Genomic DNA, 16,535 nt, shown 5'->3' with positions numbered 1-16,535 from the left:
AGGACACAACCCGGTATCGGCCGCGGGACGGTATCTCCCGCCACGCACGGTGACGCAGCAGCAGGCCGAGGCCAGGACTTTCCCGGCGAGAGCGGACGAGCGGGGCCGGATCACCGGCCCCGGGCACGGTCAGGGTTCGGGGGTGACGTAGTACGCGGCGAAGCCCGTCAGGATCTCCTCCTCGTGGATCCTGCCGTCGCCGTCCGTGTCGAGCCGCACCGCGACCCGCGCCGCCGCGTCCTCGGCGACTCCCAGCACACGCAGGGCGCGTTCGGCCGCCGCGGGGGTCACTCCCGTACCGTCCTCGTCGGCCACGGCGATCGCCGCGCGCAGGAACGGCCGGGCGATCTCGGCGAACCGCTGGGGGTTGTCGCGCAGCCGCTTGGCCGCGCCCGTCACGAACTCCTGCCTGCTGACCCGCTGATCGCCGTCCACGTCCGCGATCCCGGCCATGCCCTGCCAGAACGCCTCGGCACCGTTGTAGAGCGCCTGTCCCTTGTCGGAACGTGCGGTCGTGCCGAACTCGGCGAGCAGGGCCGCCGCCGCCCCGCTGAAGTCCTCACGGTCGATATAGCCACTGCCGTCCTGGTCGAAGGCTGCGAACCGGGAGGCGATCTTGGCCTCGTACTCTGCGCTGTCCATTCCCGGAGGGTACGACGACCGGCCGCTCTTGTGTGTTGCGTTACTACGACGACCGGCCGCTCATGTGCGTCGCGTTACGCGGAGAGCGGCTGTGCCTCGTCGTCCACGGCCGTGCGCACATCGGGAAAGACCTCGAACAGACGGCGTATACCGAGGGCCGCCAGAACACGGTTGACGTGGGAGCCGTCCTCGGATCCGCCCGCCGGCAGGATGAGCCGCAGCCGGCCCCGGCAGGAGTGGAGCAGCCGGCGGGAGGCGATCAGCACCCCGACGCCGCTGGAGTCGCAGAAGAACACCTGCGAGAGATCGAGCACCAGTTCATGGCGGCCCTCCGCGACGGCGTCATGCACCCACTGGCGGACCTCGGGCGAGGTGACGATGTCCAGTTCGCCGTTGATGTGCAGCACCGTCCACAGACCCTGCTCGGACTCGTCCACCGTGAGCGTCACGTGCCTGGACCTTTCCTCGGGCTGATCCGGCCTGCCGACCGGGCCCCGCTGTGCCGTGCCCGACCCGGAAGTCGTCGTTCCCTGTCGCGGCTGCCCCGCTGTGCACATCCGAAACGTGATGAGCGCTGCGGAAGCGCACTTGGCACAAAGGGGCGTGTGTCCTCGGCGCCGCCCACTACATTCGAAGGGAAGGCGGGCTTCGACATGATGGTGGCAGGCACAGGCGGACGGACAGGCGCAGGAACAGGGCTGGGGGTCGCATGGCAAAGGACACACCACCCCGCTGGGACCGCAGGATGCAGCAGCGGCTCGCGCGGGGCGAGGCCGCCGCGCTCGGTGAACTGTACGACCGGTTCGCGCCGCTGGTGCACAGCCTCGCCCACCGGGTCCTCGACGACGACGAGGCGGCCGACCGTGTCACGCGGGATGTCTTCTGCCATGTCTGGGACAACCCGGGTGCGTACGACCCCAAACAGGGCTCGATGAGGTCCTGGGTGGCCGACATCACACGCGAGACGGCGGTGGAACGATTCCGGCGGACCGAGGCGGAGGCCTACGAGGCGAGCGGCGAGGGCACGGCGGAGGAGCGGGAGCAGAAGATACGCCGCGCCTCGGCGGCGGCCCGCGCGGACTACATCGTCAGATCGATGCCGACGCCGCTGTGGGCCGCGCTGGAGCTGGCGTACTTCCAGCGCAGGAACTACCGCCAGACCGCGGCGGATCTCGGGGTCTCGGAGGACGAGGCACGCCGCCGGCTCCGGCTCGGCCTCCAGCTCCTGTCCACGGCCAACACCCAGGCGGCGGACGGCTCCCTGCCTCCGGGGCCTCCGGGGCCTCCGGGCGACAGGCGCTCCCTGTGAGCGGGCCCCTGGACGGCGGTCCCCAGGACCACGGCCGTGAGGGCCGCCCGGCGTTCCCGCGCATACCGGGCCCGAGACCGGCGGCGGACGACCTCACGCCGTCGGCGCACCAGCCGCGCGATCCGGCGCGCGACCCGGCGCACCAGCGGCGCGACCCGGAAGCGGGCAGGGGTCCGGCGCCGGACCCGGCATCCGGGCCGGAGGCGGAAGCGGAACCGGAAGCCGAAGCCGGAGCGGAACCGGAAGCCGAGGCGGAAGCGCGAACGGCCGAGGAGCCCGAGATCCCGACGGACAAGCTGCCCCACAAGGTCCTCACCTCGCTGCTGGGCGCCTGGGCGCTCGCCGCCTGCTCGGCGGAGGAGACCGCGCTCGTCGAGGACCATCTCACCGAGTGCGCTCCCTGCGCCGACGAGGCGCTCCGGCTCCGCGACGCCGTCGGACTGCTGCACGCCGACCGGAGCCTGGACCTCGATCCGCTGCTGCGCTCCCGGGTGCTGGAGAGCTGTCTCGGCCGCAGGCCCGCGCGGATACCCGTGCCCGCCTGGGCCGCTCCGTACGACGCCGAGACCGCGCGGCTCGACGCGCTGCTGCGGGACATCGGCGACGCGGAGTGGCACGCGCCCGTACGGCTCAGATGGTTCGAGCAGGAGCGGCCCGTCTCCCGCAGAACGACCGTCGCCGGGGTCATCGGCCATCTCATGACCGTGGACGGTCTGGTCGTCGCCTCGCTCGGCCTCGACGACCCGCTCGGCTCCGCCGCCCCCGACGACCCCACCGACCGGACCGAGGTCTTCTGGCGCACCGCGCCGGCCCCGCCCACCCGTGCCGTCCACGAACCCTGGCGCGAGCAGAGCCACACCCTCATCCGCACGGTGTCCTTCGCCGGCCGCGGGGTCGCCGAACTCTCCGTCTCGTACGGGGACTTCTTCGCCCTCCCGCTGCGTGACGCGCTGCTGGACCGCGCCTTCGAGTGCTGGGTGCACGGCGCGGACATCGCGGAGGCGGTGGACTATCCGTACGAGCCGCCCAGCGGGGCGCATCTGCACCGGATGGTCGACCTGGCGGCCCGGGTCCTGCCGTCCGCCCTCGCCACCCGGCGCCGCAACGGACTCGCGGGACCGGCCAGGGACCTGGTCGCGGCGGGCGCGCCGGGACGGTCCCTGCGGCTGGAGGTCGAGGGCGCGGGCGGCGGGAGCTGGTACATCGCCCTGGACTCCCCGGCCGCGCTCGGCAGCCCGGAGCGCTCCGTGGGCCAGATCGCCCTGGACGCGGTCGAGTTCTGCCAGCTCGTGGCGGGCCATGTCTCGCCGGAGGAAGCGGCGGCCGGACAGGACGGCGACCGCGAGGCAATCAGGGACGTCCTGTTCGCGGCGGCCTCGATGAGCCGCCTGTGAGCACGTAAGGCCGCTGAGCGGCCAACGGCGAGCCCGGCCGGGGCGGCCGGCGGGTCAGCGGGCCAGCCGGTCAGCCGGTCAGCGGGCCAACAGGTCAGCGGGCCAACGGGTCGGCCGGTCAGCGGGTCAGCGGGTCAGCGGGTCAGCCGAAGACGACCGTGCGGTGTCCGTTGAGCAGAATCCGGTGTTCCGCGTGCCACTTCACCGCGCGCGCGAGCGCCTGGCACTCCACGTCCCTGCCGATCGCCACGAGCTGCTCGGGCGTGACCTGATGCCCGACGCGCTCGACCTCCTGCTCGATGATCGGGCCCTCGTCGAGATCGGCCGTCACATAGTGCGCGGTCGCGCCGATCAGCTTCACCCCGCGCGCGTGCGCCTGGTGGTACGGCTTCGCGCCCTTGAAGCTCGGCAGGAAGGAGTGGTGGATGTTGATGATCCGCCCGTTGAGCTGCTTGCACAGATCGTCGGAGATCACCTGCATGTAGCGCGCCAGCACCACCAGCTCCACCCGCTCCGCGCGGACCAGCTCCAGCAGCTCCGCCTCGGCGGCGGCCTTGGTGTCCTTGGTCACGGGGATGTGGTGGAACGGGATGCCGTACGAGGCCGCCAGCTCCGCGAAGTCCGTGTGGTTCGAGACGACCGCCGCGATCTCCACCGGCAGTGCGCCGGTCCCGGCCCGGAAGAGCAGATCGTTGAGGCAGTGGCCGAACCTGCTGACCATCAGCACGATCCGCATCCGCTCCTCGGCGCGGTGGATCTCCCACTCCATCCAGAAGGCGTCCCCGATGGCGGCGAAGCTGGCCCGCAGCTTCTCCACGGTCACCGGCGCCCCGGCCGAGAAGTGCACCCGCATGAAGAAGAGACCGGTGTCATGGTCCCCGAACTGCTGGCTGTCCTCGATGTTGCAGCCGGTCATGAAGAGATAGCTCGACACGGCGTGCACGATCCCCTGCTTGTCCGGGCAGGACAGCGTCAGGACGTACTGCTCGGGCGACGAGGACGGATCGGCCGACGGCGACGACGCCACGGACGGCACGGACGACGCCGGCGGCACGGACGGCGCAGACGGCGCTGACGGCTCGGACGGCGCTGACGGCGCTGACGCAGTCGCTGAGGACTGCTGCGGGGCGGTGCTCATGACCTCAGAGGATCGCACACCGCGGCCCCGCGGCGGTCAAACGGATCGCGTCATGATACGCAGGACATCCAGCGATTTCGGCACCGTGTCCGGGTCGTCCCCGTCGCTCGTCGCCAGCCGTACATGGGCCTCACGGGCCGCCCGTACCGCCTCCGGCCAGCCATGATGCTCCAGATAGGCCGAGACGGGCGCGTCCGCGCCGACCTGGTGCATGATGCGCAGCACCCGCAGCACGGCGAGATCGACGAGGGCGGCCTCGCCCGAGTCGCGGAATATGGTGCCGACGTACTTCTCGGCGGACCAGTTGTCCAGCCAGGTGTCCTCGACCAGCCGGTACACGGCGTCGGTGACGTCGCCGTACCCCTCGCGGCCGGCCAGCCAGTACTCCTGGTGGAAGACGGGATCGGAAAGCATGTGCAGCGCCGAACGCACATTGCTGCGCCAGCGCCACCATGGCATGTCATTGAGCGGCATGCCGCCCATGGTGCGGGAGTGACGGGCACGACGGGAAGAGTTCTCGGAACCTTGCTGCACAGTCCTTGACTCTACGGTCCGCCCGGGGCGGCCCGGAGGGCCCCCGCAATTCACCCCGGAGTCACCGAACGTTGAACCTTCCACACTCCGCCGTTACCTGGAGGGCGGCAGCCTGCATGACTATGACCGGTTGGCGACGCTCATCCTCCTCCCGCCCTTTCCAGTCCGGTGCGGTTCGCGCCGTTTGTACCGCGGTGGTGGGAGCGTCACTGCTCACCGGCTGCGGTGTCCTCCCTGGCGGCTCGGGGGGCTCCAGGGAGCCCGTCACGGTGATGACCTGGGCGCCGGTCGGCACGAACGCCACCAATCAGCCCGGAATGCCGGCGATGGCCAAGGCGTACGCGCGCTGGGTCAACGCGGCCGGCGGTATCGACGGGCACTCGCTGCGCGTCCTCACCTGCAACGAGAACAACGACACCGCGGGCGCCGCCGCCTGTGCCCGCCGGGCGGTGAAGGAGAAGGCCGTCGCGGTCGTCGGCTCGTACAGCCAGCACGGCCGGGAGTTCATGGCGCCGCTGGAGGCCGCGTCCATCCCGTTCCTGGGCGGATACGGGCTCACCGAGGAGGAGTTCACGAGTTTCCTGTCCTATCCCGTCAACGGCGGCCAGGCGACGCTGATGGCGGGCAACGGCAGGCAGTTGGCCCGTGAGTGCGAGCGGACGGCGCTGGTACGGCCCGACACCATCACCGGCGACGATCTGCCCGAGCTGCTCAACTCCGGTCTGGGGCAGGGCGGTCGGAGTGCCGCGCGTGACATCCGCGCGGCGGAGGACGCCACCGACTACACCCGGCAGGCCGAGCAGGCACGGGAGCGGGCGGGCGACGGCGGCTGTGTGACGGCGGTGCTCGGCGACCGTACGGAGACCTTCTTCGACTCCTACCGCCGGGTGCCCGAGGACGACCGGGAGATCAGGGTCTCCTCGGTCCTGGGCAGCGTGGGCCAGCCGCTCATCGACAGCACGGGCGGCAAGAACGGCCCCTTCGAGGGCGCGTTCCTGACGGGCTGGTACCCGGTGGCGGCCGACCGGGCGTGGCAGCCGATGCGGGACGTGATCGACAAGTACGCCTTCGGGGACAACGACATCGACCCGGCGGACCCGGGGCCGCAGACCACCTGGATCGCGTACACCGCGCTGAAGGCGGTCATCGAGGCGGTCAACGACGACACCGTCACGGCGGGCAAGATCGCGGACGCCCTCGACCGCGGTGTCCAGGTGGACACCGGCGGCCTCACCCCGCCCCTGCGCTGGCGGTACGAGGACATGCTCGGCGCCCCGGGCTGGCCCAGGATCGTGAACGGGGACGTGACCTTCCAGGTGGTCCGCGAAGGACGCCTGGTGGCCCAGAAGAAGGGCTTCACCGACGTGGGCCGAACCCTGGGCAGCACCACCCACTGACCCGCCCGGGAGCCGCCGGGCCGGCACCCGGGCCCTGTCCGGGCACAGCCGTACCGGTGCGTGCGCCGGCCGACGGCGGGCCCGGCGGAGAACGGTACGGTCACACCTTCTCCGGCGCGGCCGTCACGGTCCTCGCGGTCCAGCGGTCCGGCGGTCATGGGTCATGGGTCATGGGTCATGGCCGTACCTCGCACCTCAGCTCGCCCCATACCTGCTTGCCCCAGCGGTACAGGTCCGTTCCCCAGCGGTCGGTGAGCGCGTCGACCAGCAGGAGTCCCCGGCCACGGGTATTCCCCGCGTCGGAGTCCGCCCGCATCATCGGCAGGGTGCGGGACCTGTCCACGACTCCCAGCCGGACGAAGCCTCCGGGGGACGGTGAGATCACGACCCGGATCAGGCGACTGCCCGAGTGCCGGGCCGCGTTGGCCACCAGCTCGGTGACGATCAGGGCACCGTCGTCGATCAAGCCCTCCTGGCCCCAGGCACGCAACGCGGTGCGTACGAGCCTTCGGGCGACCGCGGCGCTCCGCGGTTCACAGGGGAGGATTTCCGAATATCCGGGGTGCCCCGTGGGGTGCGGAATGGCGGTCACGGTCATCAGGACCTCGGGGGGTGTGAGTGAGTGGCCTTGATTCAGTGAACGACCTCCCGCCGGACGCAGTGAGGAAAAGCCGGCCGGAGGTGCGTCGCGGCCACCCGGAAAATCTCACCGTCCGGCCCTACCGAAGGGAACCGAGTGGTTACGGTGGGTGGATGGAAGGGAGCGGGCGCCTCGGCGGCGCCATGCACGAGCGCGGCTATACCCAGACCGGGCTGGCCGACGCGGTGAACGGTCATCTGCGGAGGCGCGGCCACGAGGGAACGGTGAGCGACCGGACCGTCCGCAACTGGCTCACCGGAAAAACGCGGTGGCCTCACCCTCGGCAGCGGGAAGCCTTGGAGGCAGTATTCGGACGTACCGCCGAGGACCTGGGCTTCGTTCCCCCGGCGGCCGGACGCGCCCCCACCACATCCCAGGAGCAACCCGTGCGGCGACGTGATTTCATCACTGCCACCACCGGCACGACGGCCGCCGTCGTGGCACCCGTCCTCTCCAGCCGACCGACCGTTGTCGGCACGTCGGACGTCATCCGGCTCCGGAGCGGTCTGCACGCCCTGACGACCCTGGACAACTCCCGAGGCGGTCACGAGGGCCTGGAGCAGGCCGCGTTGGCCGGGGCCAGGAACGCCCTGGACAAGCAGAAACTGGCCGCCTCCCAGCGCATCCGCCGGCGTCTGTTCAGCGTGGCGGCCGACTACACCGCCACCGCCGCCTGGTCCGCCATCGACGCCCACCGGCTCGGCCTGGCTCAGCGGCATCTCGACCGAGCCCTGTATCTGGCGGGCATGGCCAAGGATCCAGTGGTCGAAATCTGTGTATGGAACGCGTACGCCATGCTCGCGCGCCAGCGGGGCGAACACACCCAAGCCGTGGCTTCGGGATACGCGGCACAGGCGACCGCCGTCACCCGGCGGGATCCCCTGTTCGCCTCGCTCGCCCACGCCCGTACCGCCATCGGCCACTCGAATCTCGGCGACCGGCAGGCCGCCCTGCGGTCCCTGGGGTACGCGGAGGAGACCCTGGCGAAGGCGTCTTCGGCCCAGCCCCGGCCGAGCTGGGTGGCCTTCTACGGGACAGCGGAGCTGACCGCCATCACAGCCATCGTCCGTTATGGCACGGGGGACTTCGCCGAAGCCGAGGCGGCCTCTCACCGGGCGCTGTCCGGCATCCCCGTCCAGTTCCGCAGGAACAGGGCCCTCGCCACGTCACAGCTCGCCCTCGCCCAGCTCCACCAGCGCGAGATCGATCAGGCATGCGCCACGGCGGAGACGGTCTTCGGGCTGATGTCAGGGAGCCCGATTCCCGGCCGCATGCGGTCCCGGCTCGGAGACTTCTACCGGGACTTGATCACCCTCGCGCCCGATACGACCGTGGCCCAGGAATGGGGAGACCGCTACCGATCCGAATGGAGCCGACTTTGATCGACACCGACCTGGATATCCGTCACTTCGCCCACGACGATCTTCCGCGGATCAGGCAGACGCTGATCGAGGTGCATGCCCATGCCTACGCGGACCGGACGGACGACGAGTTCAAGCAGCGCTTCCCCTGGTTCGTCGACCATTGGGGCGGCAGCCCGGACTTCACCTGCGTGATCGCGTTCGACGGTGCGGAGGCCGTGGGCTTCGCGTACGGGGCCCCGGCCACCCCTCGGCGCGAGTGGTGGCGTGAGCACCTCGACCCGGCGCCGGAGAAGACCGGTACGTTCTCCTACTCGGAGCTGGCCGTCAGCCCGAAGTGGCGCAAGAAGGGGGTGGCCGAGCGGCTGTCCCGGGCGCTGCTGGAGAAGAGGGACGAGGACCTCGCGGTCCTCCTGGTGGACACCGAACACCCCAGGGTCCAGGCCCTGTACGAGTCCTGGGGCTTCCGCAAGGTCGGTGAGCGCCGCCCCTTCCCGGACTCCCCGGTGTACGCCGTCATGCTGGCGGAACTGCCGCTGCCGTAGCCCCGGACACCCCCGACGTCGCACGGTCCTGCCCACCCGTGGCCACCGAACCGGCGCCACGGTGCGGGCGGCCCCGGAAACGGTCTCCCCCGACATCCCTGGCGGCCGGGCCGGAGCCGTGGGCCGGGCGGCGGGCGGCGGGCGGCGGGCGGCGGGCGGCCCAGCTCTAGAGCTGGGTCGGGGTGCGCTCGGTGAGGTTGTACTTGGACGCGATGCCGTTCCAGAGCTTCGCGGCCTTCTGCTTCGCCGCCGTGGCCTCGCCGCTCGCGCGGTTGCCCTCGGCCGTCTGCTGGGTCACGCGGGCCTGGCCGCCCTTGCAGTTCCGCTTGCCCTTGGCCTGCCTGGCCCAGTTGGCGTAGTGGTCGTCCGCCGAGGCGGACGCCTGCCAGGCGTCGGTCAGGGACGACGTCAGCGCGGCGTTGTCCGGCAGCTTGTCGAGCGTGAGGTCCTTGAGCCGGGTCACCAGGTCCCGGCGCTGTTCGGCGGCGCCGTGCAGATCGGTGGCCGCCTGGTCCAGGTTGTCGCAGGACTTGATGGACTCGACCGCCTTGATGACCGTCGCCCGGCTGCTCCCGCTGTCCGCGAGCAGTTTGTCGAGCGCCTCGGCCTGCGGCTTCGCCGGGTCGTCGGGTGCGCTCCGACCGGGGGACTCGGCGGGGGGCGAACTCGCCGCCGCCACATTCTTGCTGTCGTCCTGCGCCGGGCTGTCGTCCCCGCCGCTCATCAGCGCGCCCGCGCCGAGCCCGAGGACGGCGCAGCCGATCACGACGGCGGCGATCACCGGGACGGGCGAGGACTTGCGGCGTCCGGCGGAACGGCCCTGCGGCTCCCGCGCCGCGCGGCCCGGCGGATCGTAGGAGGTCTGCTGCTGCGGCGGGTACGGGGCCGGGGCGGCCCGGCGGCCGTGCGGCGGCTGGGGCGCGCGGCCCGCCTCGTACTGGGGCAGCGGCTGCGTCGAGTCCGCGACGGGGCCGGCGGGCGCGTCGCTGCGGAAGAGGCTGTCGAACTCCGCGGGCGGCTGACGGTCACCGGGGGCGCCGGGCCTGATGCCGTACGGAGGGCCGGCGGGCGCGGCCGGAGCGCCCTGCGCGGGGGCCTGCTGGGCCGGTACGGGCGCGATGTACTGCGTGGCGTCCGCGTCCGGGCCCGGGACGGGCGACGGCAGGAACTGGGTGGCCTCCGCGGCGTTCTCCGGCGGCAGCATGCCGGGGCCCGTGCCGGGGCCGGACGGCACCGGGGCGATGAACTGGGTGGCGTCCGCGTCGCCCCCGGCCGGCATCCCCGGCCCCGGCAGGGGCGCCACGGGCGGCAGATACTGCGTGGCGTCCGCGCTGCCCTGCGGGGGCGCCTCCGCGGGCAGCGGCAACGGCTGCCCGTGCTGCGGCTGCCCGTGCTGAGGCTGCCCATGCTGCGGCTGCCCGTGCACCGGCTGCCCGTGCTGCTGATACGGCCCGCCCTGCGCGAACGGCTGTTCCTGCGGGAACGGCTGCCCCTGGGCCCCCGGGAGCTGACCGCCGTACGCGGCGCCCGGCTGCGGCCCGTACGACTGCGCGTCCTCCTGCGTCCCGTACGGCTGAGCGCCCGGCTGGGGACCGTACGGCTGAGCACCCGGCTGGGACCCGTACGACTGCTGGCCGCCGTGCGGGGCCCCGCCGTACCCGGGCCCCTCCTGGGAGCCGTCCTGCGGCCCCCAGGGCTGTCCCCACGGCTGCCCGCCCGCCGGGCCCTGCGCGGGCTGGTCCACGGACTGGCCGGGGATGTAGGGCGCACTGCCGTCACCGGGCAGCACAACGCCTTCGTGCGCGGGCCGAGCGGCAGGGTGCTGCGGCTCGTTCCCTTGTCCGCTGTGCGTCACCGGGACTCCTACTGTGGAACGTGTGGACCTACCGAACGTCGGTTCACGCTACCGGGTGAATCGCGGCCTCTGCCACGCGCCCGGATCCAGTAACGGCCCGTCCTCCCAAGACGCTGATACAGGGGTCGAATTCGCCTCTGCCGTCCCGGACTTGGTCACAGCCACACCCTCGACACGGAACGCCCACGACGTCCGCACCGCTTCCTCACGGATGCCCCTTTCGCGACACGCGCCCGTCGGACGTCCTCACAGGACCCTCACGCCGCCTGGATCTCCAGCCGTGCCCCGAACTCCCGTACCGCGGGCTCGTCCGCGTACGGCTCCAGCCGCTGCTGGAGATCGTCCAGATACTCCGCGCCCCGGCTGGAGCGCAGCGTACCGAGCAGTTCCACCGCGCGGGTCCCGGTGTGGCACGCCTGCTCCACCTCACGCTGCTGGACCTGGGCGGTGGCCAGCAGGACCAGTCCGATCGCCCGGCGCCGCGCCCGCGAGTCGGGATGGCCCTCCAGGGACTCCGAGGCATACCGGCCGGCCGCCTCCGGCTGTCCCAGATCGCGGTAGCAGTGCGCCAACTCGTCGGCGAGATAGGCCTGGTCGAAGTGGGTGATCCACTCCGGGTCGTCCCCGCCGGCGGCGTCCGCGTGCTCCAGCGCGGTGACCGCCCGGCCCGCGACCACCCGACAGGTCTGACCGTCGCCCATCAGCGCGTGGCCGCGCGCCTCGGCCGCGTAGAACATCGCCTGCGCGCGCGGCGTCACCTGCCCCCGCGCGCCCTCCTGCGCCGCCCGCGCCAACTGCGCGATCTCCCGCGGGTTTCCGAGCTGCGCCGCGAGATGGCTCATGGACGCGGCCAGCACATAGCCGCCGTAGCCGCGGTCCCCCGCCGCCTGGGCCAGCCGCAGCGCCTGGATGTAGTACCGCTGCGCGAGCCCCGGCTGTCCGGTGTCCACGGCCATGTACCCGGCCAGTTCGGTCAGCCGGGAGACGGCCGCGAAGAGCCGGCGGCCGACCGCCTCGCGGTACGAGCCGGAGAGCAGGCCCGCCACCACGCTGTTCAGATAGTGGACGACGACCGGACGGACATGGCCGCTGCCGAAGCGGTGGTCCAGATCGATCAGCGCGCGGGTCATGGCCCGCACCGCCTCGACATCCGAATCCCCCACCCGCGCCCCGGTGTTGCGCGCCACGGCCGGGTCGGCGCCCGTGATCAGCCAGTCCCTGCTGGGCTCGACGAGCGCCGAGGACGCCACGGCGGAGCCGGAGAGGAAGTCACGGCGGCCCACATCGCTGCGCCACAGCTCACAGACCTGCTCGATCGCGCCGAGGACGGTCGGCGAGAACTGGAGGCCGACGCCCGAGGCGAGATTCTTGCCGTTGGCCATACCGATCTCGTCGATCGTGACCGTACGGCCCAGCTTCCGGCCGAGTGCCTCGGCGATGATGCCCGGGGCCCGGCCGCGTGGCTGCTGTCCGCGCAGCCAGCGTGCCACCGATGTCTTGTCGTACCGCAGGTCGAGCGCACGCTCGGCACCCACCATGTTGACTCGGCGGGCGAGCCCGGCGTTGGAGCACCCGGCTTCCTGGATGAGCGCCTGGAGCCGTTCGTTCGGCTGGCGCGCGACGAGAGGCCTGGCTGCCAATTTGGATACCCCCTGTGGCCGCAGTGATCAGGTAGTGATCACTGCCCGGCGGATCTGCTGAGAATGCGCATGTTCGGCGATAACGGAAATACTCGACGAAACTTCAGGAACAGCGGTAAACACGGTCCGGCCGTTCTTGTGCTTCCACCGTCTCCCCCATGGTGTCCGACCCGCGGGGGTGGCTACCCGGATACCGCCGCACCCCTTCACGCGCGCCCCCGCCCATGCATCGATGCGCCCCACATGCGGGTTCGGCGCTCCGCGGCGCCGCGCGGTGCGCCCGTAACCCGTGGTGGTGGCGGGAGTTGTGCTGTGCGTGGAAGAGACGATCGGAGTCAGGGACGCCGCGCAGATCCCCCAGCAGCGGGGAGACCTGCTGCTGGACAGCGCGGTGCGGTACACGGAAGAGAGGCACTGGGACGTGTTCCCCGGCACATGGCTGGAGGCGGTGGACGGCGCGGAGAGGTGTTCGTGCGGCCGGACCGACTGCCACGCGCCGGGGGCGCACGCGGCCGGACCGGAGTGGGCGGCACGGGCGACGGGCAGTGCCGCCGCGGTGCGCGCCCTGTGGTCGGCGCAGCCCAAGGCGTCGATCCTGCTGCCGACGGGACGTACCTTCGACGCGCTCGACGTGCCGGAGTCGGCCGGTTTCCTCGCGCTGGCCAGGATGGAGCGGATGAATCTGGCGCTCGGCCCGGTGACCTTCACCCCCGACCGGCGCATGGTGTTCTTCGTCCTGCCGGGAGCGGCGCCGAAGACGGACGAGCTGGTACGGCGGCAGGGCTGGGCGCCCGAGGCGATCGATCTGGTCGCACGGGGCGAGGGGCAGTATGTGGCGGCCCCGCCGACCCGGATCGGCGGCAGGGGCGCGGTGCAGTGGGCCCGCCGGCCCACGCTCGCGAACCGCTGGCTGCCGGATGTGGACGAGCTGATGAGTCCGCTGGCATATGCGTGCGGACGGGAGGCCGCCGCGCTGCGTACGCGCCGTACATAGGGTGGTGCCGTAGCTGTACGGACACCGAAAGGCTGTACGCATGCCGGACCAGACGCGGGAACAGACCCCGGAAGGACCGCCGGAGCGGCCCACGGGGACGGACGGAGTGACGGGCCCGGTGACGGGCGGGGTGACGGGCGGGGCGGGCGCGGTGACGGGCGGGGCGGGCGCGGTGACGGGCGGGGCGGGGGCGTCACCGCCCGCCGTCCGGGTCGAGGGACTGTGGAAACGATTCGGCGAGCAGATCGCCGTCGCGGGGATCGATCTCGAACTGCCCGCGGGCCAGTTCATCGGTCTGGTCGGCCCGAACGGCGCCGGCAAGACCACGACGCTGTCGATGATCACCGGCCTGCTCAGGCCCGACCAGGGACGGGTCCAGGTCGCCGGGCACGACGTCTGGCGGGATCCCGCCGAGGTCAAGGCGCGGATCGGCGTCCTGCCGGAGGGACTCCGTCTCTTCGAGCGGCTCTCCGGACGGGAACTCCTCGGCTACACCGGGCGGCTGCGGGGGCTGCCCGGTGCCGAGGTCGACAAGCGCGCCACCCAGCTTCTCGACGTGCTGGACCTGGCGGGCGCCCAGCACAAGCTGGTCGTCGACTACTCGACGGGTATGCGGAAGAAGATCGGTCTGGCGGCGGCGCTGCTGCACAACCCTCAGGTGCTCTTCCTGGACGAGCCCTTCGAGGGCGTCGACCCGGTCTCGGCCCAGACGATCCGCGGTGTCCTGGAGCGCTATACGGACTCGGGCGCGACGGTCGTCTTCTCCAGCCATGTGATGGAGCTGGTCGAGTCGCTCTGCGACTGGGTCGCGGTGATGGCGGCGGGGCGTATCCGCGCGCGGGGCACCCTCGCGGAGGTACGGGGCGACGCGCCGTCCCTCCAGGACGCGTTCCTGGAGCTGGTCGGGGCGCGGGGCCGTGACTCCGGCGAGACCCTGGACTGGCTGGGCGGCTCCCGATGACCGGGACGGACGGTGCGCCGGGCGAGCCGGGCCGTACGGACGCTTCGGGCGGTACGGCTGAGCTGAGCGGCACGGGCGAGCCGCGCGGTACGGACGCTTCGGCTCAGCTCAGCGGCACGGGCGCGACGCACGCCTCGCGCGGTGCGGGCGCGACGGAGACGACGGGCGGGGCGATAGCCGCGGTCGTCGGGACCACGGCCGCCGGGACCACGGCGGCCGCCGGGACCCCCGGAATCCCCGGAGCCCCCGGGGGCGGTCCGCCGCCGGGCGCCGCTCCGCTCACGCCCGTGTTCGTGCGGCTGAAGCTCTCCCTCCTGCGCAACGGGCTGCGCCAGTCGTCGGGCCGTACCGCCGCGTATGTGGCCTCCGCGGCCTTCGCGCTGCTCGTCGCGGCCGGCCAGCTCCTCGGACTCGTGCTGCTGCGCGGGAACGAGCACGCGGGCACGCTCGTAGTCCTGCTCACCGCCGTGCTCGCGCTGGGCTGGGCCGTGATGCCGCTGTTCTCCCCCGGCGGTGACGAGACGCTGGACCCGACCCGGCTGGTGATGCTCCCGCTGCGCCCGCGACCGCTGGTCAGGGCGCTGCTGGTGGCGTCACTGGTGGGCATCGGGCCGCTGTTCACGCTCTGTCTGGCGGCCGGCTCGGTGATCGCGGTGGCGCACGGCGCGGTCGCCGTCGTCGTGGCGGTCGTCGCGGTACCGCTGGCGCTGCTGATCTGTGTGGCGCTGGCGCGGACCCTCGCGACCGCCAACATCAGGCTGCTGACCTCGCGCAAGGGCCGCGATCTGGCGGTGCTGAGCGGTCTGGTGATCGCGGTGGGCATCCAGATCGTCAACTTCGGCGCGCAGCGGCTCAGTGAGGCGGGCGGGCTCTCGGCGCTCGACCCCTCGGCGGAGATCCTCCGGTGGGTGCCGCCCGCGTCGGCGATCGGCGCGGTGGACTCGGCGAGCGAGGGCGCGTACGGAGCGGCCGGGGCGCAACTGCTGCTCTCCGCGGGCGCGCTGGCGGCGCTGCTGTATCTGTGGCAGGGCTCGCTCGCGAAGCTGATGACGGCCCCGGACGGCTCGACACTGGCGGCGGCCGAACCGTCCCGCAAGGAGTCGGCGTCGGCGCCCGGGCGGCTGGGAGGGCTGCTGCCCGAGGGGCGTACGGGCACGGTGATGAAGCGCAGTCTGCTCTATGTGTGGCGCGACCCGAAGACCAAGGCGGCCTGGGTGACCTCGCTGGCCATCGGTCTGATCGTGCCGCTGTTCAACGCGCTCCAGGGCCGGGGCACGATCTACTTCGCGTGCTTCGCGGCCGGGATGCTCGGCATCCAGATGTACAACCAGTTCGGCCAGGACACCTCGGCCTTCTGGATGGTGGCGCTGACGATCTCCTCGAAGCGGGACGCCTATCTCGAACTGCGCGCGCGGGCCCTGGCGCTGCTGGTGATCACCCTGCCGTACTCGGCGCTGGTGACCGTGTCGACGGCCGCCCTGCTGGGCGACTGGCAGTCCCTGCCCGAGGCGCTCGGTCTGTCGTTCGCGCTGCTCGGCGCGATGCTGGCGACCGGCGCGGTGGCGTCGGCCCGCTTCCCGTACTCGATCCCGCAGGACGGCGGCTTCAAGAATGTCGCGCCGGGCCAGGCCGGCCTGGCCTGGATCTCCGTCTTCGGCGGGATGCTCGGCGCGGCCCTGCTCTGCGCGCCCGTGATCGCGACGACGATCTGGCTCCATGTCGCGGGTGCCGACGGGTGGACCTGGCTGCTGCTCCCCGTGGGCACGGTGTACGGAGCGCTGACGGCGGCCGGGGGTCTGCGGCTGGCGGCCCCGCGCACGGCGGCCAGGCTCCCGGAGATCCTGACGGCGGTCAGCAAGGGCTGAGCGGCGAGGCCGAGCGGTCCCGGTGAACGAGCGCCCGCGACCGACCCGACCGGCGAGGGCCGAGCGGCCCAGCAAGGGCCGACCCGACCGGCGAAGGCCGGGCGGTCCGGCGAAGGCCGGGCGGTCCGGCGAAGGCCGGGCGGTCCGGCGAAGGCCGGGCGGTCCGGCGAAGGCCGGGCGGTCCGGCGAAGGCCGGGCGGTCCGGCGAAGGCCGGGCGGTCCGGCGAAGGCCGGGCGGTCCGGCGAAGGCCGGGCGGTCC

15 protein-coding genes are annotated in these 16,535 nt (G+C 72.4%); 8 read left to right on the top strand and 7 right to left on the bottom strand.

Going from position 1 to position 16,535, the window contains the following annotated elements:
• Positions 1–129: 129 nt before the first annotated feature.
• Positions 130–642, bottom strand: coding sequence for an EF-hand domain-containing protein (locus ACFYYH_RS29775; RefSeq protein ID WP_388557385.1), 513 nt, complete (start codon positions 640–642; stop codon positions 130–132).
• A 74-nt stretch (positions 643–716) separates the two neighbouring features.
• The gene (locus tag ACFYYH_RS29770) at positions 717–1,091 is read right to left on the bottom strand and encodes an STAS domain-containing protein (RefSeq protein WP_388557382.1); all 375 of its coding nucleotides are present in this window, start codon (positions 1,089–1,091) and stop codon (positions 717–719) included.
• A 260-nt stretch (positions 1,092–1,351) separates the two neighbouring features.
• Here ACFYYH_RS29770 and ACFYYH_RS29765 point away from each other — a divergent pair, with 260 nt between their 5' ends.
• Together ACFYYH_RS29765 and ACFYYH_RS29760 are read left to right on the top strand one after the other, a co-directional pair.
• Positions 1,352–1,951: a sigma-70 family RNA polymerase sigma factor gene (locus ACFYYH_RS29765; protein WP_388557379.1), complete on the top strand. Its 600-nt coding sequence runs from the start codon at positions 1,352–1,354 to the stop codon at positions 1,949–1,951.
• Complete coding sequence (locus ACFYYH_RS29760; protein ID WP_388557376.1) at positions 1,948–3,345, top strand: maleylpyruvate isomerase N-terminal domain-containing protein; 1,398 nt, start codon at positions 1,948–1,950, stop codon at positions 3,343–3,345. The genes ACFYYH_RS29765 and ACFYYH_RS29760 overlap by 4 nt, the downstream gene beginning before the upstream one ends.
• Positions 3,346–3,487: 142 nt before the next feature.
• Here ACFYYH_RS29760 and purU read toward each other — a convergent pair whose 3' ends face one another.
• Together purU and ACFYYH_RS29750 are read right to left on the bottom strand one after the other, a co-directional pair.
• Positions 3,488–4,381 carry a formyltetrahydrofolate deformylase gene (gene purU, locus ACFYYH_RS29755; RefSeq protein WP_388557373.1) on the bottom strand — a complete coding sequence of 298 codons (894 nt, stop codon included), beginning with the start codon at positions 4,379–4,381 and terminating at the stop codon, positions 3,488–3,490.
• 138 nt (positions 4,382–4,519) lie between these two features.
• A complete protein-coding gene (locus tag ACFYYH_RS29750; protein WP_388557502.1) occupies positions 4,520–4,966 on the bottom strand; it encodes a hypothetical protein in 447 nt (148 codons plus the stop codon).
• A 173-nt stretch (positions 4,967–5,139) separates the two neighbouring features.
• Here ACFYYH_RS29750 and ACFYYH_RS29745 point away from each other — a divergent pair, with 173 nt between their 5' ends.
• On the top strand, positions 5,140–6,414 hold the full coding sequence (locus ACFYYH_RS29745; protein ID WP_388557370.1) for an ABC transporter substrate-binding protein: 1,275 nt from the start codon (positions 5,140–5,142) through the stop codon (positions 6,412–6,414).
• A gap of 175 nt (positions 6,415–6,589) precedes the next feature.
• Here the strand turns inward: ACFYYH_RS29745 and ACFYYH_RS29740 are convergent, their stop codons facing one another.
• Entirely contained in the window at positions 6,590–7,012 is a 423-nt protein-coding gene (locus tag ACFYYH_RS29740; RefSeq protein ID WP_388557367.1) for an ATP-binding protein, read from the bottom strand.
• Between the two features lie 428 nt (positions 7,013–7,440).
• Between ACFYYH_RS29740 and ACFYYH_RS29735 the strand changes: the two genes are divergently transcribed.
• Together ACFYYH_RS29735 and ACFYYH_RS29730 are read left to right on the top strand one after the other, a co-directional pair.
• Positions 7,441–8,436 carry a hypothetical protein gene (locus tag ACFYYH_RS29735; protein ID WP_388557365.1) on the top strand — a complete coding sequence of 332 codons (996 nt, stop codon included), beginning with the start codon at positions 7,441–7,443 and terminating at the stop codon, positions 8,434–8,436.
• The gene (locus ACFYYH_RS29730) at positions 8,421–8,960 is read left to right on the top strand and encodes a GNAT family N-acetyltransferase (RefSeq protein WP_388557363.1); all 540 of its coding nucleotides are present in this window, start codon (positions 8,421–8,423) and stop codon (positions 8,958–8,960) included. The genes ACFYYH_RS29735 and ACFYYH_RS29730 overlap by 16 nt, the downstream gene beginning before the upstream one ends.
• Before the next feature lie 166 nt (positions 8,961–9,126).
• Here ACFYYH_RS29730 and ACFYYH_RS29725 read toward each other — a convergent pair whose 3' ends face one another.
• Complete coding sequence (locus tag ACFYYH_RS29725; protein WP_388557360.1) at positions 9,127–10,815, bottom strand: hypothetical protein; 1,689 nt, start codon at positions 10,813–10,815, stop codon at positions 9,127–9,129.
• 257 nt (positions 10,816–11,072) lie between these two features.
• The gene (locus ACFYYH_RS29720) at positions 11,073–12,455 is read right to left on the bottom strand and encodes a transcriptional regulator (RefSeq protein ID WP_388557358.1); all 1,383 of its coding nucleotides are present in this window, start codon (positions 12,453–12,455) and stop codon (positions 11,073–11,075) included.
• Positions 12,456–12,762: 307 nt separating this feature from the next.
• On the opposite strand from ACFYYH_RS29720, the gene ACFYYH_RS29715 reads away from it, so the two are divergent.
• Genes ACFYYH_RS29715 through ACFYYH_RS29705 form a run of 3 tightly spaced genes read left to right on the top strand, consistent with a single transcriptional unit; the run spans position 12,763 to position 16,275 of the window.
• Complete coding sequence (locus ACFYYH_RS29715; RefSeq protein ID WP_388557499.1) at positions 12,763–13,449, top strand: bifunctional DNA primase/polymerase; 687 nt, start codon at positions 12,763–12,765, stop codon at positions 13,447–13,449.
• 40 nt (positions 13,450–13,489) lie between these two features.
• A complete protein-coding gene (locus ACFYYH_RS29710; protein WP_388557355.1) occupies positions 13,490–14,410 on the top strand; it encodes an ABC transporter ATP-binding protein in 921 nt (306 codons plus the stop codon).
• Positions 14,407–16,275, top strand: a complete 1,869-nt coding sequence (locus tag ACFYYH_RS29705) for a transporter (RefSeq protein ID WP_388557353.1) — start codon at positions 14,407–14,409, stop codon at positions 16,273–16,275. Before ACFYYH_RS29710 ends, ACFYYH_RS29705 begins: the two co-directional genes overlap by 4 nt.
• Positions 16,276–16,535: the final 260 nt, after the last annotated feature.

The sequence above is a fragment of the Streptomyces sp. NPDC002018 genome (assembly GCF_042890865.1).
GTDB lineage: Bacteria > Actinomycetota > Actinomycetes > Streptomycetales > Streptomycetaceae > Streptomyces.
This window is presented reverse-complemented; position numbering and strand designations above follow the sequence as displayed.

What these genes read in the sequence shown, in the direction of transcription:
- ACFYYH_RS29775 (WP_388557385.1), bottom strand. Translation starts at nt 642, where the DNA reads ATGGACAGCGCAGAGTACGAGGCCAAGATCGCCTCCCGGTTCGCAGCC.
- ACFYYH_RS29765 (WP_388557379.1), top strand. Translation starts at nt 1,352, where the DNA reads ATGGCAAAGGACACACCACCCCGCTGGGACCGCAGGATGCAGCAGCGG.
- ACFYYH_RS29750 (WP_388557502.1), bottom strand. Translation starts at nt 4,966, where the DNA reads ATGGGCGGCATGCCGCTCAATGACATGCCATGGTGGCGCTGGCGCAGC.
- ACFYYH_RS29745 (WP_388557370.1), top strand. Translation starts at nt 5,140, where the DNA reads ATGACCGGTTGGCGACGCTCATCCTCCTCCCGCCCTTTCCAGTCCGGT.
- ACFYYH_RS29740 (WP_388557367.1), bottom strand. Translation starts at nt 7,012, where the DNA reads ATGACCGTGACCGCCATTCCGCACCCCACGGGGCACCCCGGATATTCG.
- ACFYYH_RS29730 (WP_388557363.1), top strand. Translation starts at nt 8,421, where the DNA reads ATGGAGCCGACTTTGATCGACACCGACCTGGATATCCGTCACTTCGCC.
- ACFYYH_RS29710 (WP_388557355.1), top strand. Translation starts at nt 13,490, where the DNA reads ATGCCGGACCAGACGCGGGAACAGACCCCGGAAGGACCGCCGGAGCGG.
- ACFYYH_RS29705 (WP_388557353.1), top strand. Translation starts at nt 14,407, where the DNA reads ATGACCGGGACGGACGGTGCGCCGGGCGAGCCGGGCCGTACGGACGCT.